This is a genomic window from Kosakonia sp. 1610 (assembly GCF_050435845.1).
GTDB lineage: Bacteria > Pseudomonadota > Gammaproteobacteria > Enterobacterales > Enterobacteriaceae > Kosakonia > Kosakonia cowanii.
Window position 1 is genome coordinate 685,199 of the sequence record NZ_JBNDKZ010000001.1, and the last position, 25,415, is coordinate 710,613.

Annotated in this window: 34 protein-coding genes and 3 tRNA genes; 26 read left to right on the forward strand and 11 right to left on the reverse strand. The window is 52.4% G+C overall.

What is annotated here, in order from left to right; all coding sequences use genetic code 11:
• Nucleotides 1-312: 312 nt before the first annotated feature.
• The 6 genes from uvrY to ABIC80_RS03225 all read left to right on the forward strand — a co-directional run bounded on the left by uvrY (nt 313) and on the right by ABIC80_RS03225 (nt 3,854).
• Complete coding sequence (gene uvrY / locus ABIC80_RS03200) at nt 313-969, forward strand: UvrY/SirA/GacA family response regulator transcription factor (RefSeq protein ID WP_054803248.1); 657 nt, start codon at nt 313-315, stop codon at nt 967-969.
• Nucleotides 966-2,798 (forward strand): excinuclease ABC subunit UvrC, encoded by a 1,833-nt coding sequence (gene uvrC, locus ABIC80_RS03205; RefSeq protein ID WP_411202148.1) that lies wholly within the window; start codon nt 966-968, stop codon nt 2,796-2,798. Before uvrY ends, uvrC begins: the two co-directional genes overlap by 4 nt.
• Before the next feature lie 56 nt (nt 2,799-2,854).
• Nucleotides 2,855-3,403 (forward strand): CDP-diacylglycerol--glycerol-3-phosphate 3-phosphatidyltransferase, encoded by a 549-nt coding sequence (gene pgsA, locus ABIC80_RS03210; RefSeq protein WP_023480080.1) that lies wholly within the window; start codon nt 2,855-2,857, stop codon nt 3,401-3,403.
• Nucleotides 3,404-3,551: 148 nt separating this feature from the next.
• Nucleotides 3,552-3,627: transfer RNA gene (locus ABIC80_RS03215), tRNA-Gly, on the forward strand.
• A 54-nt stretch (nt 3,628-3,681) separates the two neighbouring features.
• Nucleotides 3,682-3,755 (forward strand) — tRNA-Cys (locus ABIC80_RS03220).
• Between the two features lie 12 nt (nt 3,756-3,767).
• Nucleotides 3,768-3,854, forward strand: a tRNA-Leu gene (locus ABIC80_RS03225).
• A gap of 97 nt (nt 3,855-3,951) precedes the next feature.
• On the opposite strand, the gene ABIC80_RS03230 is transcribed toward ABIC80_RS03225, so the two are convergent.
• The 8 genes from ABIC80_RS03230 to ABIC80_RS03265 all read right to left on the reverse strand — a co-directional run bounded on the left by ABIC80_RS03230 (nt 3,952) and on the right by ABIC80_RS03265 (nt 9,535).
• Nucleotides 3,952-4,971 (reverse strand): tyrosine-type recombinase/integrase, encoded by a 1,020-nt coding sequence (locus ABIC80_RS03230; protein WP_124967964.1) that lies wholly within the window; start codon nt 4,969-4,971, stop codon nt 3,952-3,954.
• Nucleotides 4,971-5,228: a DUF4224 domain-containing protein gene (locus tag ABIC80_RS03235; RefSeq protein WP_124967965.1), complete on the reverse strand. Its 258-nt coding sequence runs from the start codon at nt 5,226-5,228 to the stop codon at nt 4,971-4,973. The genes ABIC80_RS03230 and ABIC80_RS03235 overlap by 1 nt, the downstream gene beginning before the upstream one ends.
• A 28-nt stretch (nt 5,229-5,256) precedes the next feature.
• The gene (locus tag ABIC80_RS03240) at nt 5,257-5,526 is read right to left on the reverse strand and encodes a hypothetical protein (RefSeq protein WP_429175430.1); all 270 of its coding nucleotides are present in this window, start codon (nt 5,524-5,526) and stop codon (nt 5,257-5,259) included.
• Entirely contained in the window at nt 5,526-6,287 is a 762-nt protein-coding gene (locus ABIC80_RS03245) for a hypothetical protein (RefSeq protein WP_429175432.1), read from the reverse strand. The genes ABIC80_RS03240 and ABIC80_RS03245 overlap by 1 nt, the downstream gene beginning before the upstream one ends.
• Entirely contained in the window at nt 6,284-6,595 is a 312-nt protein-coding gene (locus tag ABIC80_RS03250) for a hypothetical protein (RefSeq protein ID WP_429175434.1), read from the reverse strand. The genes ABIC80_RS03245 and ABIC80_RS03250 overlap by 4 nt, the downstream gene beginning before the upstream one ends.
• The gene (locus ABIC80_RS03255; RefSeq protein ID WP_429175436.1) at nt 6,585-6,806 is read right to left on the reverse strand and encodes a TraR/DksA C4-type zinc finger protein; all 222 of its coding nucleotides are present in this window, start codon (nt 6,804-6,806) and stop codon (nt 6,585-6,587) included. The genes ABIC80_RS03250 and ABIC80_RS03255 overlap by 11 nt, the downstream gene beginning before the upstream one ends.
• The gene (locus tag ABIC80_RS03260) at nt 6,806-7,876 is read right to left on the reverse strand and encodes a DGQHR domain-containing protein (RefSeq protein ID WP_429176461.1); all 1,071 of its coding nucleotides are present in this window, start codon (nt 7,874-7,876) and stop codon (nt 6,806-6,808) included. The genes ABIC80_RS03255 and ABIC80_RS03260 overlap by 1 nt, the downstream gene beginning before the upstream one ends.
• 999 nt (nt 7,877-8,875) lie before the next feature.
• On the reverse strand, nt 8,876-9,535 hold the full coding sequence (locus ABIC80_RS03265; RefSeq protein WP_429175439.1) for a LexA family protein: 660 nt from the start codon (nt 9,533-9,535) through the stop codon (nt 8,876-8,878).
• A 91-nt stretch (nt 9,536-9,626) separates the two neighbouring features.
• On the opposite strand from ABIC80_RS03265, the gene ABIC80_RS03270 reads away from it, so the two are divergent.
• From ABIC80_RS03270 to ABIC80_RS03320, 11 genes are all read left to right on the forward strand, one after another.
• The gene (locus ABIC80_RS03270; protein ID WP_429175440.1) at nt 9,627-9,824 is read left to right on the forward strand and encodes a Cro/CI family transcriptional regulator; all 198 of its coding nucleotides are present in this window, start codon (nt 9,627-9,629) and stop codon (nt 9,822-9,824) included.
• 25 nt (nt 9,825-9,849) lie between these two features.
• Entirely contained in the window at nt 9,850-10,311 is a 462-nt protein-coding gene (locus tag ABIC80_RS03275) for a YmfL family putative regulatory protein (protein WP_128482525.1), read from the forward strand.
• Nucleotides 10,312-10,552: 241 nt separating this feature from the next.
• Nucleotides 10,553-10,732 (forward strand): DUF4222 domain-containing protein, encoded by a 180-nt coding sequence (locus ABIC80_RS03280; RefSeq protein ID WP_429176464.1) that lies wholly within the window; start codon nt 10,553-10,555, stop codon nt 10,730-10,732.
• Nucleotides 10,722-11,594 (forward strand): conserved phage C-terminal domain-containing protein, encoded by an 873-nt coding sequence (locus ABIC80_RS03285; RefSeq protein WP_429175443.1) that lies wholly within the window; start codon nt 10,722-10,724, stop codon nt 11,592-11,594. The genes ABIC80_RS03280 and ABIC80_RS03285 overlap by 11 nt, the downstream gene beginning before the upstream one ends.
• On the forward strand, nt 11,591-12,454 hold the full coding sequence (locus ABIC80_RS03290) for a DNA adenine methylase (protein WP_429175445.1): 864 nt from the start codon (nt 11,591-11,593) through the stop codon (nt 12,452-12,454). The genes ABIC80_RS03285 and ABIC80_RS03290 overlap by 4 nt, the downstream gene beginning before the upstream one ends.
• Before the next feature lie 9 nt (nt 12,455-12,463).
• Nucleotides 12,464-12,790 (forward strand): LexA family transcriptional regulator, encoded by a 327-nt coding sequence (locus ABIC80_RS03295; RefSeq protein WP_429175446.1) that lies wholly within the window; start codon nt 12,464-12,466, stop codon nt 12,788-12,790.
• Nucleotides 12,787-13,176, forward strand: coding sequence for a RusA family crossover junction endodeoxyribonuclease (locus tag ABIC80_RS03300; protein ID WP_429175448.1), 390 nt, complete (start codon nt 12,787-12,789; stop codon nt 13,174-13,176). The genes ABIC80_RS03295 and ABIC80_RS03300 overlap by 4 nt, the downstream gene beginning before the upstream one ends.
• An 11-nt stretch (nt 13,177-13,187) precedes the next feature.
• Nucleotides 13,188-13,907, forward strand: coding sequence for a phage antirepressor KilAC domain-containing protein (locus ABIC80_RS03305; protein WP_429175451.1), 720 nt, complete (start codon nt 13,188-13,190; stop codon nt 13,905-13,907).
• The gene (locus ABIC80_RS03310; RefSeq protein ID WP_429175453.1) at nt 13,904-14,896 is read left to right on the forward strand and encodes a DUF968 domain-containing protein; all 993 of its coding nucleotides are present in this window, start codon (nt 13,904-13,906) and stop codon (nt 14,894-14,896) included. The genes ABIC80_RS03305 and ABIC80_RS03310 overlap by 4 nt, the downstream gene beginning before the upstream one ends.
• A gap of 15 nt (nt 14,897-14,911) precedes the next feature.
• The gene (locus ABIC80_RS03315; protein ID WP_429175456.1) at nt 14,912-15,265 is read left to right on the forward strand and encodes an antiterminator Q family protein; all 354 of its coding nucleotides are present in this window, start codon (nt 14,912-14,914) and stop codon (nt 15,263-15,265) included.
• A gap of 79 nt (nt 15,266-15,344) precedes the next feature.
• Nucleotides 15,345-16,391 (forward strand): DNA cytosine methyltransferase, encoded by a 1,047-nt coding sequence (locus ABIC80_RS03320; RefSeq protein ID WP_326901491.1) that lies wholly within the window; start codon nt 15,345-15,347, stop codon nt 16,389-16,391.
• Here the strand turns inward: ABIC80_RS03320 and ABIC80_RS03325 are convergent.
• Nucleotides 16,354-17,043: an MAE_28990/MAE_18760 family HEPN-like nuclease gene (locus ABIC80_RS03325; protein WP_326901490.1), complete on the reverse strand. Its 690-nt coding sequence runs from the start codon at nt 17,041-17,043 to the stop codon at nt 16,354-16,356. The two genes, ABIC80_RS03320 and ABIC80_RS03325, sit on opposite strands and share 38 nt — an antisense overlap.
• Before the next feature lie 2 nt (nt 17,044-17,045).
• Nucleotides 17,046-18,203, reverse strand: coding sequence for a DUF262 domain-containing protein (locus ABIC80_RS03330; protein WP_326901487.1), 1,158 nt, complete (start codon nt 18,201-18,203; stop codon nt 17,046-17,048).
• Nucleotides 18,204-18,417: 214 nt separating this feature from the next.
• On the opposite strand from ABIC80_RS03330, the gene ABIC80_RS03335 reads away from it, so the two are divergent.
• From ABIC80_RS03335 to ABIC80_RS03350, 4 genes are read left to right on the forward strand one after another with little or no spacing between them, the layout of a single operon-like run.
• Entirely contained in the window at nt 18,418-18,798 is a 381-nt protein-coding gene (locus ABIC80_RS03335) for a phage holin family protein (protein WP_429175459.1), read from the forward strand.
• On the forward strand, nt 18,785-19,069 hold the full coding sequence (locus tag ABIC80_RS03340) for a phage holin family protein (RefSeq protein WP_429175461.1): 285 nt from the start codon (nt 18,785-18,787) through the stop codon (nt 19,067-19,069). The genes ABIC80_RS03335 and ABIC80_RS03340 overlap by 14 nt, the downstream gene beginning before the upstream one ends.
• Nucleotides 19,066-19,521 carry a lysozyme gene (locus ABIC80_RS03345; protein WP_429176466.1) on the forward strand — a complete coding sequence of 152 codons (456 nt, stop codon included), beginning with the start codon at nt 19,066-19,068 and terminating at the stop codon, nt 19,519-19,521. Before ABIC80_RS03340 ends, ABIC80_RS03345 begins: the two co-directional genes overlap by 4 nt.
• A complete protein-coding gene (locus tag ABIC80_RS03350) occupies nt 19,518-19,982 on the forward strand; it encodes a lysis protein (protein ID WP_429175464.1) in 465 nt (154 codons plus the stop codon). The genes ABIC80_RS03345 and ABIC80_RS03350 overlap by 4 nt, the downstream gene beginning before the upstream one ends.
• Nucleotides 19,983-20,124: 142 nt before the next feature.
• On the opposite strand, the gene ABIC80_RS03355 is transcribed toward ABIC80_RS03350, so the two are convergent.
• Nucleotides 20,125-20,385, reverse strand: a complete 261-nt coding sequence (locus ABIC80_RS03355) for a hypothetical protein (RefSeq protein ID WP_429175467.1) — start codon at nt 20,383-20,385, stop codon at nt 20,125-20,127.
• A gap of 88 nt (nt 20,386-20,473) precedes the next feature.
• On the opposite strand from ABIC80_RS03355, the gene ABIC80_RS03360 reads away from it, so the two are divergent.
• The 5 genes from ABIC80_RS03360 to ABIC80_RS03380 all read left to right on the forward strand — a co-directional run bounded on the left by ABIC80_RS03360 (nt 20,474) and on the right by ABIC80_RS03380 (nt 25,386).
• Nucleotides 20,474-21,934 (forward strand): glycosyltransferase family 2 protein, encoded by a 1,461-nt coding sequence (locus ABIC80_RS03360; RefSeq protein ID WP_429175470.1) that lies wholly within the window; start codon nt 20,474-20,476, stop codon nt 21,932-21,934.
• Nucleotides 21,935-22,095: 161 nt separating this feature from the next.
• Nucleotides 22,096-22,683, forward strand: a complete 588-nt coding sequence (locus ABIC80_RS03365; RefSeq protein WP_429175471.1) for a hypothetical protein — start codon at nt 22,096-22,098, stop codon at nt 22,681-22,683.
• Nucleotides 22,676-23,044: an HNH endonuclease gene (locus ABIC80_RS03370; RefSeq protein ID WP_305206039.1), complete on the forward strand. Its 369-nt coding sequence runs from the start codon at nt 22,676-22,678 to the stop codon at nt 23,042-23,044. The genes ABIC80_RS03365 and ABIC80_RS03370 overlap by 8 nt, the downstream gene beginning before the upstream one ends.
• Nucleotides 23,045-23,223: 179 nt before the next feature.
• Complete coding sequence (locus ABIC80_RS03375) at nt 23,224-23,724, forward strand: terminase small subunit (RefSeq protein WP_429175474.1); 501 nt, start codon at nt 23,224-23,226, stop codon at nt 23,722-23,724.
• A 3-nt stretch (nt 23,725-23,727) separates the two neighbouring features.
• Entirely contained in the window at nt 23,728-25,386 is a 1,659-nt protein-coding gene (locus tag ABIC80_RS03380; RefSeq protein WP_429175477.1) for a terminase large subunit, read from the forward strand.
• Nucleotides 25,387-25,415: the final 29 nt, after the last annotated feature.

The following is a 25,415-nucleotide window of genomic DNA, read 5'->3' on the forward strand; positions in this document are numbered from 1 at the left end:
ACGTTATTGTTGTAGATGAAATATATGTTTATCGTGCGTTAAGCGTGGTTAATTGCTGTAACAAGTATATTCGCGTAATTTCTTCTGCTCAATCGCTTATCTTTTGTTAACTTTCTGAAAAGAAAGAAATTTTGATTTTACCGCTTCGTTTTTTATATTGAAAAAAGTTTCCAGCTTATGTACAACTTCATTTCCAAAAACGAGAACAAAGTTGGCGTTGATTGTTTTTTTGCCTTTCATTATGGGCTAAAAAAAAGCTAATATATGCCGAATTAGTTTTCGCAGCGTTATCCCTTTTCCGGAGATACTCCTTTGATCAACGTACTACTTGTTGATGACCATGAACTGGTGCGCGCAGGGATACGACGCATTCTCGAAGATATTAAGGGCATAAAAGTGACGGGTGAGGTCAACTGCGGTGAAGACGCCATTAAATGGTGTCGTGCCAATGCGGTTGATGTTGTTCTCATGGATATGAATATGCCCGGTATCGGCGGCCTTGAAGCAACGCGTAAAATCGCGCGCGGCAGTGCCGACACAAAAGTCATCATGCTTACCGTTCACACTGAAAACCCCTTGCCCGCCAAAGTGATGCAGGCTGGCGCTGCGGGTTACCTCAGTAAAGGCGCTGCGCCGCAGGACGTGGTTAACGCTATTCGCTGCGTTCACTCAGGCCAACGCTATATCGCTTCTGACATTGCACAACAGATGGCGCTTAGCCAAATCGAGCCAGAAAAGACAGATTCACCGTTCGACAGTTTGTCGGAACGTGAATTGCAGATTATGCTGATGATCACAAAGGGCCAGAAGGTCAATGAGATCTCAGAGCAACTGCATCTGAGCCCGAAAACGGTGAACAGCTATCGCTATCGGATGTTCAGTAAACTGAACATTCACGGTGACGTCGAACTGACGCACCTCGCCATTCGCCATGGTTTGTGCAATGCGGAGACGTTAATAAGTCAGTGACTGAAGTTTTTGATTCCAGAGCCTTTCTGAAAACGGTAACCAGTAAGCCCGGTGTCTATCGTATGTATGACACCGGCGGTACCGTTATCTATGTCGGTAAAGCAAAAGACCTGAAAAAACGTCTTTCCAGCTACTTCCGCAGCAATCTTGCCTCGCGCAAAACCGAAGCGCTGGTCGCGCAGATCCAACAGATCGACGTGACCGTTACGCACACGGAGACCGAAGCGCTGCTGCTGGAGCACAACTACATCAAGCTTTACCAGCCTCGCTACAACGTGCTGCTGAGGGACGATAAATCCTACCCGTTTATCTTCCTCAGCAACGATACGCACCCTCGTCTGGCAACCCATCGCGGCGCGAAGCATGCGAAGGGGGAGTATTTTGGCCCCTTCCCGAACGGCTACGCGGTGCGGGAAACGCTGGCGTTGTTGCAAAAAATCTTCCCTGTTCGCCAGTGCGAAAATAGCGTCTATCGCAACCGCTCCCGTCCGTGCCTGCAGTACCAGATTGGTCGCTGCCTTGGTCCGTGCGTCGAGGGGCTGGTGAGCGAAGAGGAGTATGCGCAGCAGGTGGACTATGTGCGGCTGTTCCTCGCCGGCAAAGACGATCAGGTGCTGACCCAGCTTATCGCGCGAATGGAGCAAGCCAGCCAGGCGCTCGATTTTGAAGAAGCCGCCCGCGTGCGCGATCAAATCCAGGCGGTACGGCGCGTAACGGAGAAACAGTTCGTATCCAATAATGGCGACGATCTTGATGTTATCGGTGTGGCGTTTGACGCTGGTATGGCCTGTGTCCATGTGCTGTTTATTCGCCAGGGCAAGGTGCTCGGCAGCCGCAGCTACTATCCAAAAGTGCCGGGCGGCACCGAGCTTGGCGAAGTAGTCGAAACCTTTGTCGGCCAGTTTTATCTGCAGGGCAGCCAGATGCGCACGCTGCCAGGCGAAATCTTGCTCGACTTTGACCTTACCGATAAAACCCTGCTTGGCGATTCCCTTTCAGAGCTGGCCGGGCGTAAAGTCAATGTGCAGACCAAACCGCGTGGCGATCGCGCCCGTTATCTAAAGCTGGCGCGCACCAATGCCGCGACGGCGCTCAGCACTAAGCTTTCTCAGCAGTCGACCGTCCATCAGCGCCTTGCCGCGCTGGCGAGCGTGCTTAATCTGCCTGCGGTAAAACGCATGGAGTGCTTTGATATCAGCCATACTATGGGCGAGCAGACGGTCGCCTCCTGCGTCGTGTTTGATCCTAATGGGCCGGTGCGCGCCGAGTATCGCCGCTACAACATCACCGGCATCACGCCGGGGGATGACTATGCGGCGATGAACCAGGTGCTGCGCCGCCGTTATGGCAAAGCCATTGAAGAGAACAAGATCCCTGATGTGATCCTCATCGATGGTGGTAAAGGGCAGCTGGGCCAGGCGAAAACGGTGTTTGCCGAACTGGACGTACCGTGGGATAAACATAAGCCGCTGCTGTTGGGTGTGGCGAAGGGCGCTGACCGTAAAGCCGGTCTGGAAACGCTCTTTTTCGAGCCGGAGGGGGAGGGGTTCAGCCTGCCGCCGGATTCACCCGCGCTGCATGTGATTCAGCACATTCGTGATGAATCGCACGATCACGCCATCAGCGGACACCGTAAAAAACGGGCGAAGGTGAAGAACACCAGTTCGCTTGAAACCATCGAAGGGGTGGGACCGAAACGCCGCCAGATGCTGCTGAAATATATGGGCGGTCTGCAAGGGTTACAGAACGCCAGCATTGAGGAAATTGCGAAAGTGCCGGGCATCTCGCAAGGTCTGGCAGAAAAGATCTTCTACTCGTTGAAACATTAGGGGCTCTGTAGCAACATAGAGCGAAATTTTACGGACAACAGACAGTTAACGCCAACATGCGATTCAATATTCCTACGTTGCTCACCCTTTTTCGCGTCATCCTGATCCCGTTTTTCGTTCTGGCGTTCTATCTGCCGTTCAACTGGGCGCCGTTTGTCTGCGCCCTTATTTTTTGCTGCGCGGCGGTAACCGACTGGTTTGACGGTTATCTGGCGCGTCGCTGGAACCAGAGCACGCGTTTTGGCGCCTTTCTCGATCCGGTGGCCGACAAGGTGCTGGTCGGGATCGCGATGGTGCTGGTGGCGGAGCACTATCACAGCTGGTGGGTGACGCTGCCTGCGGCAACAATGATCGCGCGTGAAATTATCATCTCCGCCCTGCGCGAGTGGATGGCAGAGATGGGCAAGCGTAGCCGTGTGGCGGTCTCATGGATCGGTAAAGTCAAAACCACGGCGCAGATGGTGGCGCTGGTGTGGCTGCTGTGGCGACCAAACCAGTGGGTGGAGTACGCCGGTATTGCGCTCTTCTTTGTCGCCGCGGTGCTGACGCTGTGGTCGATGCTGCAGTATCTCAACGCTGCGCGCGGCGATCTGCTCGAACCGTGATCGTTTCGTCGCAAATTTCAGCAAACGATCGTGCTTTTGAAAAATATCGTTGACTCATTGCGTCAGGTAAGTAGAATGCAACGCATCGGAAGGCGGCACAGCTTGCCAGAAGATAATAAAATCAAGCGATTACAACACGCTTGATGACGCGGGAATAGCTCAGTTGGTAGAGCACGACCTTGCCAAGGTCGGGGTCGCGAGTTCGAGTCTCGTTTCCCGCTCCAGATTTACGCATCGGCTGTTACGGCGGGTGCTGGCTGAAAAGCCTGAAGGATTTTGGCGCGTTAGCAAAGCGGTTATGTAGCGGATTGCAAATCCGTCTAGTCCGGTTCGACTCCGGAACGCGCCTCCAATTTCTTCCCGAGCCCGGATGGTGGAATCGGTAGACACAAGGGATTTAAAATCCCTCGGCGTTCGCGCTGTGCGGGTTCAAGTCCCGCTCCGGGTACCATGGGGAAAAATCAGAATAATCAAAGCAATAAGCAGTGTCGTGAAACCACCGAAAGGTGGTTTTTTTGTGCCTGAAATCTGTGTTTCATAATACCCATTCATAATATTTTTTGACCGCCAACGACCGGAACAACGGTGATCTTCCTGTCATAGCGTGCAGTTTGTTCAACGTTTTTATGCCCTGATATAGCCTGCTTATCGTATATGTTCCCCTGCAAATCAGAGATGCCTTTTGCTTTGAGATCGTGAAATGTGAAATCAAAAGACAGGTGCGGATATGCAATACGAGCCTCTTCTTTTGCCTTTCTCCAGCGACTGTTAAAACCGTCACGCGTATATTTATGGCCTGTTGGTTGATGGATAATATACAGGCTACTCATGCCCGGATTTAGGGGCAGCGCTTTAGCCATATCAATCGCAGCAGTTAAACGATCTGACCAGGCTTTGATCTGAGCTACCGAAGTTTTGCTCTGCTTGATCAAGATGCCTTCAGCCATCAACTGGCTTTTCTTCATCTCAAGCACATCGTTCTGCCTGGCACAGCAAAGATAAGCCAACTCCATTGCCGCACGGACGACGTTGGGTGCCACGCTGTACAGGGCGGTGTATTCTTCGTCCGTGATGTAACGATCCCGACCCGTCTCCTTAAATTGTTTGACCCCCTTAGTTGGGTTCCCCTTAACAAAGCCTCGTTCAAATCCCCATCGATAAACCCTAGACATAAACGCCTTTTCACGGTTCGCTTGCGTCCGGCTTTTAACACCGCGTTTATCAAGATATTTCCTCACATGCTCTGGTTTAATGCTGTCAGAAGGCATTTTTCCAAATACATCTATGATTTTCTTAGAATATTTCTTGTAGTCTTTTTGAGTTTCTTTCGCTAATTCAAAGAAATCTGCTGACTTAAAAAATAGCTCAATCAGACCAGCAAAAAGCGAATCATCCGGGCGCTGATTCATCAGTGATTCCCACGCTGCCCATACTTGAGCCTGGGTTGATGTTTTATCGCATAGCCGGATGTTACCTCCGGCTTTTGGATGAAATTCATATGCGGATCTGCCGAGATATACCCTCGGCGGCATCCATGCATCTTCTTTATTTTTACGGCGTCTTGGCATTATTCAAGCGCTCCAAAGTTCGGCTCAGGTCCATCGTGCTCTTTAACACTTTTGCGATGTGACAGAGGGTTATTAAAATGTGCCCAAGTTGTGCTTGGGCGACCGTCAGGTCTGGTCATAAAAAATATTCCAGCGTCGCGCAGTTTATTGCACTGTTTTGACGGGATTGCATAACCGGTTAATTTCTTAATATCTGAGTCGGAAATGATGTCATTTTCATTTTTTCCGTACTGGCTTGCGCCATGTAATTCAACCATGCGATTCTCCACTGCCGGCTGCAACCGGCTATTTCAATCGGTACGCACATGACGAGCACCCGTGACGGGCACCGTCGTTACAGCTGATACAAATCTTCGGTTCGCTGGTGGCCGCAGCCACCTGCTTGATTATCCTGGCCGGTACCAGCACCGGCATCGGTACGCGCTGCCGTCGGGCTTCCTCCAGCAGGTACGCCAGCTCCAGCACGCGCGCTTTACAGTCCATTGCTTCAGCGCGCCACCAGATCACATCTTCACGCAGTCGGCGCTGGCGCCGCAGCTTCAGTTTGCTGGGCATCACTCCTCCTGCTCAGGTGCTGCGGATGCTGCCCGTTCCCAGGATTCATCAGACACGTACGACAGTTCTCCATACCCGCTTAGGCTATAGCCAATGAGCTGAGCAAGTTGCATGCGATCGTCGTCAGTGAAATCTTCAAGAGCGATCTCGTTTAGTCCGTAGCCCCTCTGTTTTGAGTAATCCAGAAGCCGTCTGACAATTTTGTTTTCTTTAAACCGCAGTGTTCCACGATCATCAAACTCAAGAGGTTGCATAGGAGCTGAAGTCGCGTTTACAGGTATCTCAGCGCTTTGAAAGTTGATACCGCGCTGCAGCAGGTCTAGCAATTTTTCTTTTGCTGCCGTTTGGTCAGCAGGCTCGGCTTTGGGCATAGCGGCGCGGAAGGCTTCATCTATGCGGCACTGAATGCGCGAGAGCAGCTGTATATCACCGCCGAGAAAGTCAGCACGTCGATTCACGTCGCACATGATTTCTCTGGCGGTATCTAGCGCTAAGGTATCTAAATAATCAGTGTTACTCTTTTTCGTCACAGCCACCTGCGCTGGCGGTGCGGCGTAGAGCTCCGCACCAACGGCAGGCTTGCGAGGTACGCCGTTATCTGCGTACCAACAAACTCCGACAGTCTCAACCTTCGCTACTGCCTTGCTGTCCATTCCCGCCAGCAGCATGCGGATCATAGTTTCCTCTTCGGAATTCCCACCGTGTTTGATGTGTTCAAGCAGTTTCTCTTCTAGACGCTCCCGGCTCAGTTGTGCTGTCATGATTTCAACCCCTCGAAAGTCACTGTGGCGTAAAACATATCGCTCGGATCGCGGTAGAACTCGATGGCCTTTATGCAAAGAACGCCGGTCCGGTTGCCTGTCAAAGCGATGGTGAACGTGTCGCCTTTCTTGGGCTTCTTCTCGTGAATCAGGCCTGCGCCGAAGAAGTGGCCGGTGATCTCCATTTTCCCCTTCGGCTTGAAGCCGCGAACGAAGTGGAGGGCGTGGCCCCAGTACTGCCGGGTATAATCGAACTCTGTGCTTTCCGGCCTGGTGCCTTTCAGCAGCGCGAGTAATTTAGCGAGCATGGTTGCCTCCCCGTACCTCGTTCAGCTGCTGACAATCTACACAGGTTTTGCAGCCGGGAACGGCAGCGCGACGCGCTTCAGGAATGTCGACGCCACACGCTTCGCATTGCTCAGCGGAAACAGCGTTACGGTCGATGCGAATGCGCTGTAAAGCATGCTCCATGTTGAGCTCTACCAGAGCGTTGGCCTGGTCTATGATTTCTGATGCCATCACTCACGTCCCTCATTGTTGTCGGCTACAAACGAGCCCGAGCTTATGGCTGCTACCAGTCGTTGCCCTGCAGCTTTCTGAGCCGGAACGCTCGCAGTGACCGTAGCTCTTTCTTTCTCGGTGCTGGCGCAGATGCCTGACCAGTTAGAAATCAGGAAGAAGTTTTCCAGATCAGCCATAGTGGCTTTCTCGACTAAACCATCGATCATCTGCACGACTGCATGTGCCGGGTTACGCTTAAGCAGTTCCTGAATGGCGTAGCCGAACGCGTTGATCATGACTGCATGGAACTGGATGTAATCGCGTTTATATTCCGCCGGCGACACGCCGTGTCTGATACCTTCCATCGCAGTCAGTTTTAGCCAGGCTTCCCAAAGGTCATAAACATCACCCTCTGACAGGGATGAGTCGCCCGCGCCTTTAAACTTCGCCGTTGCGTCACTCAGGGCTTTGAAACTGATCCACAGTTCGCTTTTTGCGGGCACAACGTTGTGTTCGAAGTCAGTCACCTCAGAAAATATGCTGTGTGTTCTGAGGAAATTAATCATGCTCTGGGCAATGGTGTCCCTGCTGTTGTATGCCATGTTGATGGCAGCAGACGGCTTAGAGACGTTATTGTTGATATCGGAGAAGAACTGCTGGCGCGTCTTGAGTGGCAGTTGCAGCGTAATCATCAGAGGCACAAACAGGGTCTCGCCGTGCGTTCGGCAAAACTGAGAAATGCCCGCCGCGCGATGCTGGCCATCAAACAGTTTGATGATCGCGTCCATGGGGAAACGGACTATCCCCAAGTTGCTATTCCCAACCTCAGTGAATTCCACATCAGATTCGCAGTTGCCGACCAGGGGCGGAATGATGAACGGTTCTTTGTTCTCATGGGCTGATACCAGGTAGTCGTAAAACTTCTTCACCCGGCTTTTGTTAATTTCGCGCTGTGAACGTTCCAGGGTGTGCCCAAAGTTGTCGGATGCAAGAATGCGGGTTAGCGTGCGGCCAGGAACGGACATCAAAAGCACTCTCGTATCGCCCTGCATTCCATATGACGCAGGGAATTCGAAGTAATATTCCATATTAGATTTGCTCACGATTTAACCTCGCCTAATTGCCCGCGTAACTGCTTAACCTCATTTTGTGACTCACAAAGCGCTACGAACTGGATATCAAGTCGATCAGCCATAGTGCTCATTAATTTTGCTGCTGCTGGTGGCAGAGTGCGGGCTGTAACCCTGGCCTCGGCGATCAGTTCTTTAGAAGTTTTCCGCATCTAGATATCTCCTGCGCGCTGCAACGCGCGATTTTTGGTTGCACGAATCCCTCGCCGGCTGGCGATTAATAAAAATGGGTTCGCTTTAATAAACGCCCGGAACAGCGAAGGGCGCTTAATGAAGCGGGCGGCTGCAACCGCCACGGTATCTCCACACAGATGAAAGCGCGCTCCGTAAGGAGTTTGCATTAACGACCAGACACTTGAGGGAGAGTGCCGGAGCGCGCTTGCATCTATGCGAAAAAAGTGCGGCACCTTCACGGGAAAATAAGATCCGATGCCGCCAATGACTACACGTTGCACTTATTCTTTGTGGTGCCGGGTGCCTCCCGGTGATCGCATCCAGTTACTTGCGATCGGGTACCAAACCACCTGATAAAGACCTGGTTAACTGTCCCGCGCGCGCTGAGCCGCATTCACCACAATGGGGAGAGCACTGCGTAACCTGGCACCGATCTGGCCGCCGGTCGGTTTGTACTGGATTCTTCCCCAGCCACTGGCCCGGACAACGAAGCTTCTATGTGCGTTCCAACCAATGCTCTCTCCTGTTGCGTCCTCGTGTGCTTCCGAGGTGTCACACCGTATCGCCGCGATGGTGAGTCGCCGTATGGCGCATGCCTGGCTTCCACATTCCGGCTACCCACAAGCCCAATGCAGTACTTCAAGGGAGGCTGTGGACCGCTTCGACGCATGTGCCATACGCCGTGAATTAAAGGTACCTTTAGTTACCTTTATCGTCAAGCCTATATGTTCCAAAAGTTACATTGAGGGGTAAAAAAATAGCCATCCAATGATGGCTATCGGTTTAAAGATTTTGGGTAATTTGGACAACCTTACCAACTATTCGGCAATTGCCATCTATCGGTATCGGTTTGAAAGCGGGGTTAAGGGGCATCAAATAGCTTTGAGGACTATCCCATACTAATTTTTTAACTGTCGCCTCTGATGAGCCGTCCAGCACCGCCACAACGATTTTTCCATAAAGATCATCCATCTGACCATAATTTGGTTCGACAATAACGATAGAACCTTCAGGTATCGATGGTAGTCCGTTAGGGTTTGTCATTGACTCACCTCTGACAATCAGACCAAAAACTTCGCTGGAAACATCAGCAGTGGTTTGCGTCCATGAAATCACGTCTGATAGCCTCGCATCAGCATAAGTTTCCGTCCAATGACCCGCTTGAACGGCAGAAATAATCGGTACAGCTGTCGGAGCTTTAATGAACGGTACCAGCTTGGTGTCATCGGGAGTGCCATCGTTCTGACCGTAGAGCAGCCATTCAGGGGTAGTGGCGAGCGATAACGCCAGCTGGTGAAGATTTTCACCATCAGGTTTAGTGGAGCCATTTTCCCATTTCGTAACTGAAACTCTACTCACCCCGAGCCTTTTTGCTAAGGATTGCTGCGTAATTTCCAGTTGTAGTCGTCGTGCCCGGATTCGGTCTTTCATTTCAGTTTTCATGTAACTAATGTTACCTATTAATGAGGTAACTGTTGTTTGCTATTTGATGTACCTTTTGTTACCTTTAAGGCGTCATCATTTAGGAGGAATCATGCGTAAAACCGATGTTGTGAATCATTTTGGCGGTATTTCAAAAACAGCAAACGCACTGGGCATTTCACATCCTGCTGTGTGCCGCTGGGGCGACGTAATTCCAGAGAAACAGGCTTTCGTAATTGAGCGAATCACAAAAGGTGTTTTGAAGTACGACGCGAAGATGTACCAGAAGCCTAACGAAACGGCCGTTTAATCGTAACTACCAAAGGAAAAACAAGATGGTAGAGCACACTTTAAAAACTGTTGTTAAGGCGATGTGTAAAGCCTATCCGGGTGGGCGCGAGGCGATGGCTGGTGCACTTGGGATGAGCATGACGCAGTTCAACAACAACCTGTACGAGAAGAACGGCTGCCGTTTCTTCGAGGCCTCCGAGCTGGAAGCCATGGAGGACATCTCGAACACCTCTTGCCTGGCTGACTACTTTGCCCGGCGCCGCGGATGCCTGCTGGTGGAACAGCCGAGCATGGAAGACCTCGATCGCGTTGACCTTTTCAGCCGTTCGATGAGAACAGCAGCAGCGCGCGGGCACGTCGACCAGATCATTCAGCAGGCGCTGGAAGATGGAGTGATTGAGCAGGATGAAGCCGAAGAAATTATGGAATGTCACCGCCGCCATATGGCCGCGCGTGAAGAAGAGATTGCCGCGATTATCGCGTTATTCAGCCGCAAAAAGAAGTGACGCCAGCGGGTTGCAGCCCCTGGCGTCGTGGCGTGTCGATCAAAGTGTGGAGATACCTACGCATGAACAGTTTAACAACACAGTACCGCAGGTCGCAACTTGTCGCGCTTCCTGTTACCGGCGGTAAAGGCCCGGTGCAGTACGTGTATGGGGTAAGAGTACAGGGCGCTGTTGAGCCTGTCAGCTACCCGTTTGCTGAGTGGGTTGTAGGTGATTTTAACAGCCAGGGGGAGAAAGCCGAATACGAGAACTCGACAGGTGGTTTCGTGACAGAAGAGGCATCCCCGTCTGTGTCATTCGGTGGGAGCCAGAATCGCGGCGGGTTATCTATCTGCGGACTGACTACCCCCATGAATGCTTCAGTCCGCTCGATCAGTTCCAGCGTAAATTCAGAGAAATAAAGGACGACCATGAGCACTAAATTACAAGGCTATGTCTGGGATGTTTGTGCCGCAGCTGGCATGAAGCTGACCAGCGTTGCCATCATGGCGCGCCTGGCCGACTACAGCAACGACGACGGTGTGTGCTGGCCTTCGATCGAGACCATCGCCCGCCAGCTTGGCGCGGGTGAAAGCACCGTGCGCACGGCGATCGGCAAGCTTGAACAGGATGGCTGGCTTTCCCGTCAGCAGCGCCGCAAGGGCAACCGTAACGCGTCGAACGTCTATCAGCTCAACGTGCAAAAGCTTCAGGCCGCTGCCTTTTCTCACCTGTCAGAATCTGACACCTCAAAATCTGACGGGTCAAAATCTGACGCCTCAAAATCTGACGCGTCGAAATCTGGCAAAAATGGCGGTTTTCACCCGTCAGAATCTGGGGGGGATCCGTCAGTAAATTCAAAACAAGATCCATCAGATAAAAATCAAAACCCTTTCTGTCCGGTTGCTGCGCAACCCGACGATGCCGTGATGGTTACTGACCAGGCTAAACAGGTTCTGACTTACCTGAACCAGCAAACCGGATCGCGGTACCAGGTATCGAAAACATCGCTGGAACACATCCGGGCTCGCCTGGGGGAAGGGTTCAGCGCTGAAGAGCTGAAGCTTGTCGTGGATTACACCAACGAGAAGTGGAGCGCCGATTTGCAGATGGCAGAGTATCTGCGCCCGACCACGCTTTTTCTGCCGAGCAAATTCCCTGGCTACCTGCAGGCCGCCACGAAGTGGAACGAAGCAGGGCGCCCGGCGCGCCGCAACGGCGAGTGGGTCAGCAGCACCGCTTCCCGCGCGACATTCCAGAACGTCGATTACTCGCTGCCGCAAAACTCGGGGTTCCGCTCATGATGGCTGATACGGCAGCAGCACTGCCAGTGGCAGAACCGGCGCCGCGCGTATGGCAGCGTTCCTTCCTGAAATGGGCTGGCGGTAAATATTTACTGATGCCTGAACTGGATCGCCTCATCCCGGCGGGTTCCCGGCTGATTGAGCCGTTTGTAGGCGGCGGTTCAGTGTTCATCAACTCCGGTAAACACGAGAGATTCCTGCTGGCTGATGCCAATCCGGATCTGATTAACCTCTATCAGATGCTTGCCGTTGTGCCGGAGCAGGTAACGCTGCTGGCGCGCCAGCTGTTTGCTGAAATGAGTGACGAGCGGAGTTACTTCGCCGTTCGCCAGGCATTCAACTTGCAGCAGATGACCGGACCGGAGCGCGCCGCCGCATTCCTCTACCTGAACCGCCATTGCTTCAATGGCCTGATCCGCTACAACCGCGCCGGCGAGTTCAATGTCGGCTGGGGTAAAAAAGCCAACCCGTATTTCCCTGATAAAGAGCTGCTGGCTTTTGCTGCTGTGGCGCCCAACTGCGTGTTCATGAACGCCGGTTACCGCCGCACGCTGTCGCTGGCGGGCGAGGGCGATGTCGTTTACTGCGATCCGCCATATGAGCCATTACCGGGCACGGCGGGGTTTACCAACTATGCCGCTGGCGGTTTCGTATGGGCTGACCAGGTGGCACTGGTGGAGTCCTGTGTTGCGGCGCATCAGCGCGGCGCGCGGGTGGTGATCAGCAACTCAACGGCGCCACGGATTATTGAGCTTTACGAGCAGCACGGCTTCACGCTGCATCACGTCAGCGCCCGCCGCTCCATTTCCAGCAAAGGCAGCACACGGGAAAACGCTGCTGACATCGTGGCAATTCTCTGAGGAGGTAGTGTGAAAAAGAACCTGTTAACAGCCCGCCAGCAGCAAATACTGAGCCTGATTGTGGCCTTCCATAAGGAGCATGGGATCCCACCGACGCAAAAGGAAGTTGCCGAACTGATGGGCGCAGCATCGCCGAACGCGGCAACTGAAGTGCTGCGATCTCTCGAGCGTAAAGGCGCTATCACCCTTTTTCCGGGTGTGTGCCGCGGCATCTCCATCAGCAGCCAGGGCGCGGAAGATGAAGCAGTCTCGCTGCTGCGCTCGCTGGTGGCCGGCGAAGAAGATGCGAGAGACCAGGCGATCTCGTTTTTGAAGATGCGCGGGGTAGCCCTATGAAGCTGATCCTGCCGTTCCCGCCGAGCGTGAACACCTACTGGCGCGCTCCGAATAAGGGGCCGCTGAAGGGTCGCCATCTCATCAGTGCTGCTGGTCGTGCATTTCAGAGCGCAGCGTGTGCGGCAATCATCGAGCAGCTACGCCGCCTGCCGAAGCCTTCTACCGAGCCCGCAACGGTAGAGATCCTGCTTTTTCCGCCTGACGCGCGCCGCCGGGACATCGACAACTACAACAAGGCGCTTTTTGATGCGCTGACGCATGCCGGCGTATGGGAGGACGACAGTCAGGTGAAAAAGATGCTGGTGGAGTGGGGGCCGACAGTGAAAGGCGGAAGGGTGGAGATCACGATCACCAGGTATGAACCAACAGCGGTTGCAGCCGCTTAACGGAGATACATATGCAACAGATGAACGCAGTATCCGCTTTTACCCCGGCGGCGATGATGCCGGGAGAGGAACTGGCGATGAGCAGCCAGGAGATCGCCGATCTGGTTGAATCACGTCACGATAGCGTCAAACGGACAGTAGAGCGACTGGCAGAACGCGGAGTTATTCAACTTCCACCAATGGTGGAAGTTGCCAATCACCTCGGGCAGACCGTCGCCGTGTACCAGCTTTGTAAGCGTGACAGCTATGTCGTGGTGGCTCAGCTCTCGCCAGAGTTTACCGCCCGTCTGGTTGACCGCTGGCAGGATCTGGAGAGCAAGCAGGCGATGCAGGTACCGAAATCCCTGCCGGAGGCTCTGCGCCTCGCCGCTGATCTTGCCGAGCAGCAGCACCAGCTCAAACAGGAACTGGCTGCCGCGGCGCCTAAGGTGGAATTTGTGGATCGCTATTGCTCTGCGGGTGGCTCAATGTCTTTTCGCCAGGTGGCGAAGCTGCTTAACGCAAAAGAGCCTGAGTTTCGCATGTTCCTCATCGATAACAGGATCATGTATCGCCTCGGCGGGGTGCTGACGCCGCACCACCAGCACATTGAAAACGGTCGCTTTAAGGTGAAAACCGGCACCAGCACCGAAAACAACCATGCATTCAGCCAGGCGCGTTTCACGGCAAAGGGGATTCAGTGGGTCGGCGGCCTGTGGGCGGCACATAAAGCGCAGGGGGCTGCGAAGTGAGGGCACTACTTACTCCGATCGTCGTGGCAGAGCTGGGGCTCGTCATGTTCAGGCCGGGTTACAGCCTGCTGATGCATTTCCGCCGTGGGCGCATGCTGCTGGAGAACGAGCCGGAGCGCCTGGCGGGTATGCCCAACGGCGAGCTGCCACCAGCAGAGCAGCCGCTGGCCGAAGATCCTGCGCTTGCCGGTGTTTTTGAAAACGATGCGGTGCTGCGCCGCGCCGGCGGCATCGGCGGGCTTGAAAGCTGGCTGATGGAAAGCGGGGAGTGTCAGTGGCCGCATGAGTCCTGGCACGCCGAGAACATCACCACGATGCGCCACGCGCCTGGCGCGCTTCGCGTGTGCTGGCACTGCGATAACTTGCTACGTGAGCAGACTACAGAGCAGCTAGCGCGCATGGCGCGGGCGAACAGCGCGGCTTATATCCTCACCACCGCACGCCGTGAGCTGGGTTTCGACGATTCGCATACTCTCACACTGCCGGAGTTCTGCTGGTGGCTCGCGCGTAATGGCCTGGCCGATGCCCTGCCGGAAGATGCCGCCCGGCAGGTGCTGAGAATGCCGAAGCCGGTGATCCGTTCCATCACCCGCGAAACAGAGCTGGTGCCCGGTGAACGCCTTGGGCGGGAGATAGTAGAGGAAGTGGCTAAGAAGGTGCTGGCGCTGAATGTCGATCCGGAAACGCCGGAATCCTTCATGCTGCGCCCGAAGCGCCGCCGCTGGGAGAATGAGAAGTACACCCGTTGGGTTAAAACGCAGCAGTGCATGTGCTGTGGCAACCCGGCAGACGACCCCCATCACCTGATAGGTCACGGGCAGGGTGGAATGGGTACGAAGGCGCACGACCTGTTTGTGATTCCGCTTTGCAGAGCGCATCACGACGCGTTGCACGCTGACACCGTGGCATTTGAAGAAAAGCACGGCAGCCAACTGGATTTGCTGGTTCGTTTTATTGATCGCGCGCTGGCTATTGGCGCATTGGCGTAAGAGTGGAGATGATTTATGCGTGATATGTATGAATTGATGGACATGTGGGGGGCGTGGGCTTCTTCAGATAACAGCGGTGTGGACTGGCAGCCTATAGCCGCAGGATTTAAAGGACTTTTACCCCATGGCAAGAAGGGGCGACTTCAATGTGATGACGATCACGGGATTATGATTGATGGATGCGTAGCGCGATTGCGGAAGTTTAAGCCTGAAGAGTATGAGCTGGTTATCGCTCATTTTGTTGTCGGCATCTCTTTACGCGCGATTGCAAAAAAACGGAAGTGCTCGGACGGGACTATCAGGAAGGATTTGCAAGTTGCGATGGGGTTTGTAGAAGGATGTTTATCATTTTTGACATTTATACAATGACTTAGGTGTAATACAAAATCACTCTACTATCCCTACTTTTATATGTATATAATACCAGGATACAGTGACGGAGAATCTTGTGAACATTCAAGCAGTAGACATTTTTTGTGGCGCAGGCGGCTTAACTTTTGGACTCAGAAAAGCTGGTATTGAAGTGTCTCATGGCATTGACGTTGATGAGTCTTGCCGTTTTCCAATTGAGCGAAACAATCCGCAAACTAAGTTCATTAACCAATCAATTACTGAACTGCAATCCAGCGATGTGTCTACAATGTTCAAGCACGGGAATATTAAGTTGCTTGCGGGGTGTGCTCCATGCCAACCGTTCTCCAAGTATCGTAATCCAAATAGTAAAGAAGACGATGCGAAGTGGCGCCTTTTATCAGAGTTCCAAAGGATTGTTAGCGATATCCTGCCTGAACTTGTGACTATGGAAAATGTCCCGCAACTAAGAACACATAGCGTCTTCGAAGATTTTGTGAGTGAACTTCGGTCACTTGGATATCACCTATGGTATGACGTAGTTAAATGCTCTGAATATGGTTTGCCTCAAAATAGACGCAGACTAATTCTTATTGGCTCAAGATTAGGGCCAATTAGTTTTGATCAAAAAAAAGTTAACCATAAAGTTACTGTTAAGGCAGCAATCGGTCAGTTACCCAAAGTAGACGCTGGTGAGAAATTTGAAAGCGACCCTTTACACTGCTCACCAAAATTAAGGGATCTTAACCTTAAACGCATTATGCATTCTCTGCCCGGTGGGACTTGGGATGATTGGCCTGAAGAAATTAGAGCTGAATGTCACAAAAAGAATTCAGGTTCTACCTACAAAAGCGTTTACGGTCGGATGGTTTGGGATGACACAAGCCCAACAATAACTACTCAATGTTATGGGTATGGGAACGGACGATTTGGTCATCCAGAACAAAACCGAGCGATTACTTTACGCGAGGCTGCCATTTTACAGTCTTTCCCTTATGATTATAAATTCCTTGATAGTGATACTCCCTTTTCTTTCCAAAAGTTGGGCACTATGATTGGAAATGCTGTTCCCCCTATAGTTGGGCAAATAATAGGGGAAACATTTGTCAGGCATGTTGAGGTGATAAATACCCGCTTGAGGTAATGTAATTTTCTGTTGAGTTAATCAATAATCTCAAATACAAGTCAATTCTTTCAGACCTTAATTTAACTTCTTCTAAAGGGTCATTTTGACCCTTTTTAGAAAAACTGGTACTCCCATGCGCAAGTTCATTCCTAATGTCTTTAAGAAGATCTAAATCAACTCCATTTCTACATTCAGGTGAATTTGCAATAGTTATTCCGTACGCTTGTGTGATTTTTTGTAGTACGGGTTTGCAAACATTACCATTAAATTCCTTGCGAATATTTAATGATGCTGTAATGATTTTTTTTGATATGTCTGTACCAATTTTTTGATATAAAGATTTCCCGTTTACATTGTCCGAAATGATGCGGTGGAGTATGTTTACCTGAAACTTTTCTCTCAGAGATGAGTAGTTGATATCATTGTCTTGCAAATGATCGTAAATTGATTCAATACAGCCTCTAGCGGTATTTTCAACTTGATTGTAAAGCATCATGTGTATGGATGATTTCAGAATATTTACCCTCAGAAGATGGGAGTCTATTTCATCCTGATGTGTTTGCTGATCTAATTGATAGGCGAGAGCCTCTAAAGAGGAGGCAAGAGAAAGTAACTCCAAAATTTCTCTTGCTCTTTCCTCATATTCATCTCTTAAATCAATCAGGCTCATGATTAAATCCCTAATAATTTATTTTTAACATAGAAGATTCTATTTTTAAGTTGACTTGTATTGTTGGCACTATCAGCTGTAACTATTGTTTCAAATTCTTCTTCAAATAACCATTCTCCCACTGGCACTACTGGTGCTTGTAAATGCGGACTATCCTTTAATGCAAGGGCAGTGCCGACTGCTATTGCTTCGTATCTAGCACGAGGCGTAGTTTTACTTGTTGGCATTTTTTTGAAACCCATTGGGAAGTGTGTATCAACAAAAGCAAGCATATTTTCAAAATCATCCTTGAAATTGTTGATGTCTTGAAGTTTGACCGTTTCTGCTTGGACATTAAGATAATTATCGATAAATGGCGCAACGTAGCCCTTATAATTATCTAAGTCATTCAAGTACGCGAAAAATCTCAAAACTAACTCACGATGGTCCCCGTTAGATCGTTTTCGGTCTGATAAAGGGGCTAGGCGGGAAAATGTCGGATTTAATGAGCACGGTGTAACGACTTCTTTGTAGAAAACTGAGGCGGCCGCATCTGAGCCATGCCTAACTTCCATCGCCTCCAGTCTTTTAACACCGGAGTTTATCCTTTCGAATAAATCTCTTCGGTGCTGTTCCTCTACATCACCTTTCAGCTCAATAAATCTTAATGATGCTCTTAAAAATCTTCTTTGTCGGCTAGCTAATAAATCTGAAAATTTAAAGCCCTCTAGGTTTTTGAGCTCTTTTAGATCTTTTAATTCAAAGTCGCCTTTCCAAAAGTAATAAATCGAGCGAATCCTTTGCGAGCCATCAATAATTTCAACGCGACCATCTAGTTCGGGATCTTCATTGAATACATCGGCAATGTAGAGGTATGGTATCGGGAAATCCAAAAGTATGCTTTCGATAAATCGTGAAGCAGTTTTGATATCCCATTTGTAATCGCGCTGATAGTCGGGAATGAAAAGCTCATTTTTGTCAGTAGCAAGGTTATCACCATACTTTTGAACAATTACTTCAACTGTCCATTCGCGCACGTTATATCCTATATTTCTTTGAGCGAGCCTGATGTCATTATCAGCAGAGGATATTAATGCGGCAATTTCGGATTTTTTTCTGCTCTTTGCAGTTTCATCTTGTAGCTGCTCAAGCTCTTCTCGAAGCGTTTTGAGTGTGGTCATGTCACCTTTCCTTAAATTCAAAAGTAGATTGTAAGAAAACTATAACGCGTACGCAAAAACTATCGTAATCTGATAAAAGTGGTTAGTTCGTCACACAACTTAATCTTATGACTCAGCCCAGCAGGGTGGGTTTAGTAATCATCTGGCTACCTAAGGGTGGCCTTTTTTATTCCCCTCATTCTGAGAGGACACACAGCAAAAATGAGGGGGCTAAATGTCCGAACCTGTTACCGGATCTGCTGCGACGGCCAGCGCCTTAACCGGTGCCAGTCTTTATGGGCTTCTGACTGGTACTGATTACGGTGTCGTTTTTGGCGCTTTCGCCGGGGCGGTGTTTTACGTGGCAACTGCCGCCGATCTGACTTTGCCGCGGCGAACGGCATATTTCGTCGTCTCGTACTTTGCAGGTGTGTACGGATCCGGGCTGGTGGGCTCGATGCTCGCCAGCGTCACCCATTACAGCGACAAGCCTCTGGATGCTCTCGGCGCGGTTCTACTTTCTGCGCTGGCCATTAAGACGCTGACCTTTTTCAGTGAGCAGGATCCTCTGTCACTGCTGCAAAGGTGGCGGGGAGGAAACAATGGTAACGACTGACCCACTGGTGCTGACGAACGTCGCCGCCTGCACGATGATCGTGATCCGGCTGATGATGTTCCGTAAGCCGGGAGGTAAGCACAACGTATGGGCCTCCTGGCTGGCATACGTAATCGTCCTGGCGTATGCGTCCGTCCCGTTCCGTTTCATGTTCGATTTCTATTTTCACGTCCACTGGGCGACCGTCATGTTGAATCTCATCATCTGCGCTGCTGTGTTCAAAGCGCGCGGCAACGTGGCGCGCCTTTTTAACGTACTGAGGCCAGAATAATGCGGATCAGCGATAAAGGCATTTCTCTCATCAAGCAGTTTGAAGGCCTGCGGCTCACAGCCTATCAGGACAGTGTGGGCGTCTGGACAATTGGTTATGGCTGGACACAGCCTGTGGACGGCAAACCGATCCGCCCCGGTATGACCATCAAAGAAGAAACCGCCGAGCGCCTGCTACGCACCGGGCTGGTGGGCTACGAAAGTGACGTGTCGAAGCTGGTGAAGGTGAAGCTGACGCAGGGTCAGTTTGATGCGCTGGTATCGTTCGCCTACAACCTCGGCACCAGCGCGCTGTCGACTTCCACGCTACTGCAAAAGCTTAATGCTGGTGATTACGCCGGTGCTGCTGATGAGTTCCCGCGCTGGAATAAGGCTGGTGGAAAAGTACTGCCTGGTCTGATGAGGCGTCGTGAGGCAGAGCGCGCGCTGTTCCTTTCGGACAGCAAAAAATGATCTCCAGCTGGAAAGCCGCTGCGGCTTTGCTTTTACTCGCCGGCGTACTATCCATCGGCTGGACGATTAACCATTACCGCAATAACGCGATCACCTTCAAAGACCAGCGCGATAAAGCTACCCACAACCTGAAGCTGGCAAACGACACAATCGGCGACATGAAGGTGCGCCAGCGCGACGTTGCTGCACTTGATGTCAAATACACGGGGGAACTGGCGAATGCTAAAGCCACTATCGATCAGCTTGAGCGCGATGTTGCTACTGGCAAGCGCCGGTTGCAGCTCAACGCCAGATGTCCAGCGAGCGGAGCGCCCGGCCCCGGCGGCATGGGCGATGCTTCCCGCCCCAGACTTACTAACACCGCTGAGCGAAATTATTTCACCCTCAGAGAGCGAATCGCCACAGTGACCAAACAGGTTGGCTACCTGCAGGACTACATCAGCACTCAGTGCCTTAAATAACGAGGAACTATGAGTGAAGCGAAACCACCAGACGACGCAAGTATTCACTAACTATTTGTGAGCACCCTAAGGCCAAATAGGTTAAAAAATGCTGCTGTTAAACATTATTAGAAACAGCAGCTTTTAGTAAAAAAATCAATTGTTAATCCACTTTAGCAAGTAGTTTTAATACTATTTCGTCGAGCTTTTGCTTATAGCCAGCTGGGGCTGGGTATCGAAATTTAGGGGCTTCTGCTGATTTAATTCCCTGTTCATAACCGCGTGCGATTGCTCCTGGTTCTTTAACTATCGCACCTATGACAGAGGACAGAACGGTAATTGCCACATGAGCAGCATGCAGCTCAAGAGTAATTTCATCAACGTGATCTTCTAATTTAGATAAACGCTCATTTACATCTGACATATTCTTTTCCTCTCTTATATCAAAGCGAATCACAATCAGAATGTATCACTGAACGTCGTATTCTTGTTCCTTAATTATTGGAGATATTATGCAGGTCACTATTGATGGTGTCCCGTATGCTCCTGTCTGCGTCTCAAGCACCAGCAGAATAGGCATTGCCATTTCCACGCATAATCGCGTTGGCGTGCTCAGCCAGGCGCTGGAGCAACAACTCCTGCACATACCAGCCGGCGCGCTGGTGGTGGTCGTTGATGATGGTTCACAGCCACCAGCTGTGGCGCCCGCTGGCGTTAACCTGATCCGGCACGATAAATCGCTGGGCATAGTGGCATCTAAGAACGCCAGCCTTACCGCGCTGATGGATGCCGGGTGTGAGCATCTCTTCCTGTGGGACGATGACGCCTGGCCGATCGCTGATGGCTGGTGGCTGCCTTACATCGAATCACCCGAGCCACATCTGGCTTATCAGTTTCTCGATCTGGCTGGCGCGCGAAAGCTGAACGATATCGCTGAATTATACCGGGACGATAAGCATGTGGCTTACACCGGCCAGCGCGGCGTGATGCTTTATTACCACCGCAGCGCGATAGAGCGGGTTGGTGGCTTCGACCCGATTTACGGCCGCGGCATGTATGAGCACAGCGATCTCGCCCTGCGCATCCACAATGCCGGGCTGACGTCGTGGGCGTTCGCTGATGTGGCTGGTTCTGAAAAGCTGATTCACTCCCTTGATGAGCATGAACTGGTTGAGCGTTCGGTACCGCGGCCGGATCGGGAAGAGCAGGTTAAGCGCAATGTCAGAATTCACAACCAACGGCGCGACACCGGTTATACCGGCTACGCCCCGTATCGCCCTCAACGCAATGTAGTGATCACCACGCTGCTGACCAGTGAGCCTGACCCGCAGCGCGGTACCAGAATGACAGCTTCACCTGATCTGCTGATGAAGTGGGCTGCGTCATTACGCGCATGCGGACGGATTGTGCTGGCTGATGAGCTGGCAACCGCGCCGGCTGATGTCGAACTGTGTCGCGTTCCCGCCGTGAAGATGAACGTTTACTTCCGGCGCTGGCTCCATATCTGGCAGCTCCTGCGCGATCATCCTGAATATCACCTGGTCTGGTGCACTGACGGTACCGATGTCGAAATGGTCCACGAGCCATGGGCAGATATGGTGCCGGGCAAGGTTTATGTCGGCTCTGAACCAAAGACCTATGCCGATGCCTGGGCACGCCAGCACCACCCGGAGCGCATCTATCAGGCCTTCCTCGATGAGCACAGCGCTGATGTAATGTTGAATGCCGGGCTGCTTGGCGGACTGCGCGCTGACGTGATGGACTTTGCGCACGGCATAGTGCGGCTTTATTACCTGCTGGAGTGTCACCGCTTCTGGAAGACAGAGAATGCGCCGGCAGCGGTCGGCGATATGCTGGCTTTTGGCATTATGGCTAAACGTTTTGGCGATCGCGTCGTGACTGGCCCGCAGGTACATACTGTTTTCAAATCAGGCGGCACCGGTAAGGAGTTCGCCTGGTGGCAGCATAAATAGCACCGGTAAGTAATAATGTATCTGAGCATTCAGCCGGACGTTCTGCGTTAAGCGCCACCCGCCAGGGAGAAGAGAGACGATAAGCCGTCTCAGGCTGAATGCTCACCCCTCCTGAGGCCGCCACTGTGCGGCCTTTTTTATTGCAAGCGTGCAGGTCAGTCATGAGTGAAATCAGGTTCGTTGTTGTGGGTCATCACGCCCGGCGAGAGCAGGCCGAAAGGCTGGCTGACTCTCTTGGCGCTCACCTGCTGGTGGACGAGCACGACAGGGGTGCCAACTGGAATCACCGCCGTGCACTGGAATGGGCTGGCGACCAACCCTGTCGGGTGGTCGTGCTGGAAGATGACGCGCTGCCGGTCACGGCGTTTGCGGAAAAGGTTGCTGACTGGCTGGACTGCTTTCCTGACCAGCTCTGCTCGTTCTACCTTGGCACCGGCCGCCCGCCACAGTACCAGCTTGAGATAGCGACAAAGCTCATTGCTGCTGATCGCATCCGTGCCGATCACATCACTATGCAGCGTCTCATGCATGCTGTCTGCTACAGCGTGCCGACAGCTCTGTTACCTGACCTGCTGTCACGCTGGGACGCGGGTAAGCCTGCTGACTTCGCCGTGGGCGATGCCTGCGGCGGCCCGGTTATCTATCCCTGCTGCTCACTGGTGGATCATGCTGACGGTGATCCCGTTGAGAGGCATCCCGATTGTCAGCCCCGCCACGAGCGGCGACGGGCATGGAGGTTACATGGCTAAGCTCACGACCCTGAAACCCCGGCTTAAGGTCATGGACACCCGACGCATCAAACCCGTTTACGGTGAGCAGCGGCGCATCAGTGGCAGTGTGCGTGTGGGGCTTAAGCGACGGCTGTGGGTACGCGACGGAGGCCATTGCTGTATGTGCTCACGCGCCGTTGATCTGCATGAGAGCGAGCTTGACCACCGTATCGCGCTGCAGTTCGGCGGCGACAACTCTGAGCGCAACCTCTGGACGCTCTGTAAGGAATGCCACGCCGGAAAATCCGCGCGCGAAGCCGCCACGGCCAGTCCGGATGATGAAGCCCTGAAACATGCCGTGCCTGAAGGCGCTGACGGACAGGGAACAGTCATATTCTGATTCAAATGAAAGTGATTATCATTTAAGTGAGATATTAGTTTTTTTTGAAACTATTTCACATGTAATGATAATGATTCTCATTACCGGGGGGGGGGGAGGGCTCAAAAAAAAGGCCGATCACCCTGTACACCGCCCCCTCCCTCACGCAGAGAAAAAATCCCCTTCTGGAGGGTATAAACATGTTAACAGCGCAAAAGCGAAAATTCGCGGTGGCGCTGATGTCCGGCATGTCTCAGAAAGATGCGGCAGTAAAGGCGGGCTACTCGGAGAAATCCGCGCGGTCAAAGGGGTCGCAGCTTGCAAAAGACCCGGAAGTCACCGCTTTTATTGCCCGTAAAAAGAAAGAAACCGTCACCGTGGATGAGGTGCCGGCGTACCGGAAAAATGTTTATACCCCAGCGGTAAACACCCCGGAAAAAATCCCTCAGCCGGAAATGCCGCCGGCGGCTGGTCAGTATGACGATCCGCTCAAATTTCTGATGGCAGTGATGAACGACTCCACTGAGGACATTGACACCCGGAAAGATGCGGCAAAGGCCATGCTGCCTTATGTTCACCCCAAAAAAGGGGAAACGGGCAAAAAAGAGGCGCGCAATGCTGCGGCAAAAGTGGCCGCAGGCGCGAGCAAGTTCGGATCCATGGCACCGCCAAAGCTGGTGGTGAACAACAAAGAGGGGTAATCCATGGCGCAGTGGTCCACGGCCTGCACCGACTGGGAAAACCGCCTCATCGATGGCGAGTCCATCATTCCGCCGCCAATATTCGCTGACCAGGCTGAACAGGCGCTGAGCATATTCCGCGAACTCCGTGTTTCCGATCTGCCGGGCAAGCCCACATTCGGTGAGTGTTCCGAGGCGTGGGTGTTCGACTTTGTTAAAGTCATCTTTGGCGGGTACGACGCCGAGACCGGTAACCAGCTCATCCGTGAATACGGTCTGCTGATATCGAAGAAGAACACCAAGTCGACGATTGCCGCAGGCATTATGCTGACCGCGCTCATTCTCTGCTGGCGTGAGGACGAGGAGCATCTCATTCTGGCACCGACAAAAGAGGTGGCCGACAACAGCTTCAAACCTGCCGCCGGCATGATCCGTGCGGATGAAGAACTGACAGATATGTTCCAGATTCAGGATCATATCCGCACCATCACCCACCGGGTCACTCGAAACACGCTAAAAGTGGTGGCCGCTGATACCGACACGGTCTCCGGGAAGAAGTCAGGCCGGATCCTCGTCGACGAACTCTGGCTTTTCGGCAAGCGCGCCAACGCAGAGGCGATGTTTATGGAGGCACTCGGCGGGCAGGTATCGCGCAATGAAGGCTGGGTGATTTACCTCACCACGCAGAGCGATGACCCGCCGGCAGGCGTGTTTAAGGAGCGCCTCGATTACTGGCGCGATGTGCGCGACGGCAAAATCAGCGATCCGAAAACGCTGGGGATCCTCTACGAATTCCCGGAGAGCATGATCCAGACCAAGGCCTATCTTCAGCCTGAAAACTTCTATATCACCAACCCGAACATCGGCCTTTCCGTCAGTCCGGAGTGGATTGCCGATAACCTGCGAAAGAACCAGGCGAAAACTGATGGCACGCTGCAGCAGTTTCTGGCGAAACACCTCAACATCGAAATCGGTCTCAACCTGCGCAGCGACCGCTGGGCGGGCGTCGATTTCTGGGAGCAGCAGGCGCGGCGGGTGAGTTTTAACGATTTGCTGCAGCGCGCGGAAGTGATCTCGGTCGGCATTGACGGCGGCGGGCTTGATGACCTGCTGGGATTCAGTGCCGTCGGGCGAGATGCTGAGACGCGTGAGTGGCTCTGCTGGTGTCATGCCTGGGCTCATGAAATAGCAATCCGGCGCCGTAAAAGCGAGGAGTCCCGGTTTAACGACTTTGTGAAAGCAGGTGACCTGACCATTGTGAAGCGTGTCGGGCAGGACACGGAAGAGGTGGCGGAGTACGTCAGCCGCATCCACACCGCCGAGCTTCTCGACAAGATTGGCATTGACCCCTCCGGTGTGGGGCAGATCCTCGACGCACTTATCGAGGCGGAGATTCCCGCTGATGCCGTGGTGGGCGTCAGTCAGGGCTGGCGCCTCGGCGGTGCGATAAAAACGACCGAACGCAAGCTTGCCGAAGGCGTGCTGGTGCATGCCGGGCAGCCCATGATGGCCTGGTGCGTGGGCAATGCCCGCGTCGAGCCAAAAGGCAATGCGATCCTCATTACCAAGCAGGCCAGCGGGAAGGGCAAGATTGACCCGCTCATGGCGTTGTTTAATGCCGTTTCGCTTATGGCGCTGAACCCTGAGGCGAAGAAGCAGGATTATCAGGTGCATTTCATATGACAGCTATGTCAGTCAACAACCCGCTCCGG

What these genes read in the sequence shown, in the direction of transcription:
- pgsA (WP_023480080.1), top strand. Translation starts at nt 2,855, where the DNA reads ATGCGATTCAATATTCCTACGTTGCTCACCCTTTTTCGCGTCATCCTG.
- ABIC80_RS03230 (WP_124967964.1), bottom strand. Translation starts at nt 4,971, where the DNA reads ATGCCAAGACGCCGTAAAAATAAAGAAGATGCATGGATGCCGCCGAGG.
- ABIC80_RS03235 (WP_124967965.1), bottom strand. Translation starts at nt 5,228, where the DNA reads ATGGTTGAATTACATGGCGCAAGCCAGTACGGAAAAAATGAAAATGAC.
- ABIC80_RS03240 (WP_429175430.1), bottom strand. Translation starts at nt 5,526, where the DNA reads ATGCCCAGCAAACTGAAGCTGCGGCGCCAGCGCCGACTGCGTGAAGAT.
- ABIC80_RS03245 (WP_429175432.1), bottom strand. Translation starts at nt 6,287, where the DNA reads ATGACAGCACAACTGAGCCGGGAGCGTCTAGAAGAGAAACTGCTTGAA.
- ABIC80_RS03250 (WP_429175434.1), bottom strand. Translation starts at nt 6,595, where the DNA reads ATGCTCGCTAAATTACTCGCGCTGCTGAAAGGCACCAGGCCGGAAAGC.
- ABIC80_RS03255 (WP_429175436.1), bottom strand. Translation starts at nt 6,806, where the DNA reads ATGGCATCAGAAATCATAGACCAGGCCAACGCTCTGGTAGAGCTCAAC.
- ABIC80_RS03260 (WP_429176461.1), bottom strand. Translation starts at nt 7,876, where the DNA reads ATGGAATATTACTTCGAATTCCCTGCGTCATATGGAATGCAGGGCGAT.
- ABIC80_RS03265 (WP_429175439.1), bottom strand. Translation starts at nt 9,535, where the DNA reads ATGAAAACTGAAATGAAAGACCGAATCCGGGCACGACGACTACAACTG.
- ABIC80_RS03270 (WP_429175440.1), top strand. Translation starts at nt 9,627, where the DNA reads ATGCGTAAAACCGATGTTGTGAATCATTTTGGCGGTATTTCAAAAACA.
- ABIC80_RS03275 (WP_128482525.1), top strand. Translation starts at nt 9,850, where the DNA reads ATGGTAGAGCACACTTTAAAAACTGTTGTTAAGGCGATGTGTAAAGCC.
- ABIC80_RS03285 (WP_429175443.1), top strand. Translation starts at nt 10,722, where the DNA reads ATGAGCACTAAATTACAAGGCTATGTCTGGGATGTTTGTGCCGCAGCT.
- ABIC80_RS03290 (WP_429175445.1), top strand. Translation starts at nt 11,591, where the DNA reads ATGATGGCTGATACGGCAGCAGCACTGCCAGTGGCAGAACCGGCGCCG.
- ABIC80_RS03300 (WP_429175448.1), top strand. Translation starts at nt 12,787, where the DNA reads ATGAAGCTGATCCTGCCGTTCCCGCCGAGCGTGAACACCTACTGGCGC.
- ABIC80_RS03305 (WP_429175451.1), top strand. Translation starts at nt 13,188, where the DNA reads ATGCAACAGATGAACGCAGTATCCGCTTTTACCCCGGCGGCGATGATG.
- ABIC80_RS03315 (WP_429175456.1), top strand. Translation starts at nt 14,912, where the DNA reads ATGCGTGATATGTATGAATTGATGGACATGTGGGGGGCGTGGGCTTCT.
- ABIC80_RS03325 (WP_326901490.1), bottom strand. Translation starts at nt 17,043, where the DNA reads ATGAGCCTGATTGATTTAAGAGATGAATATGAGGAAAGAGCAAGAGAA.
- ABIC80_RS03330 (WP_326901487.1), bottom strand. Translation starts at nt 18,203, where the DNA reads ATGACCACACTCAAAACGCTTCGAGAAGAGCTTGAGCAGCTACAAGAT.
- ABIC80_RS03335 (WP_429175459.1), top strand. Translation starts at nt 18,418, where the DNA reads ATGTCCGAACCTGTTACCGGATCTGCTGCGACGGCCAGCGCCTTAACC.
- ABIC80_RS03340 (WP_429175461.1), top strand. Translation starts at nt 18,785, where the DNA reads ATGGTAACGACTGACCCACTGGTGCTGACGAACGTCGCCGCCTGCACG.
- ABIC80_RS03350 (WP_429175464.1), top strand. Translation starts at nt 19,518, where the DNA reads ATGATCTCCAGCTGGAAAGCCGCTGCGGCTTTGCTTTTACTCGCCGGC.
- ABIC80_RS03355 (WP_429175467.1), bottom strand. Translation starts at nt 20,385, where the DNA reads ATGTCAGATGTAAATGAGCGTTTATCTAAATTAGAAGATCACGTTGAT.
- ABIC80_RS03360 (WP_429175470.1), top strand. Translation starts at nt 20,474, where the DNA reads ATGCAGGTCACTATTGATGGTGTCCCGTATGCTCCTGTCTGCGTCTCA.
- ABIC80_RS03365 (WP_429175471.1), top strand. Translation starts at nt 22,096, where the DNA reads ATGAGTGAAATCAGGTTCGTTGTTGTGGGTCATCACGCCCGGCGAGAG.
- ABIC80_RS03370 (WP_305206039.1), top strand. Translation starts at nt 22,676, where the DNA reads ATGGCTAAGCTCACGACCCTGAAACCCCGGCTTAAGGTCATGGACACC.
- ABIC80_RS03375 (WP_429175474.1), top strand. Translation starts at nt 23,224, where the DNA reads ATGTTAACAGCGCAAAAGCGAAAATTCGCGGTGGCGCTGATGTCCGGC.
- ABIC80_RS03380 (WP_429175477.1), top strand. Translation starts at nt 23,728, where the DNA reads ATGGCGCAGTGGTCCACGGCCTGCACCGACTGGGAAAACCGCCTCATC.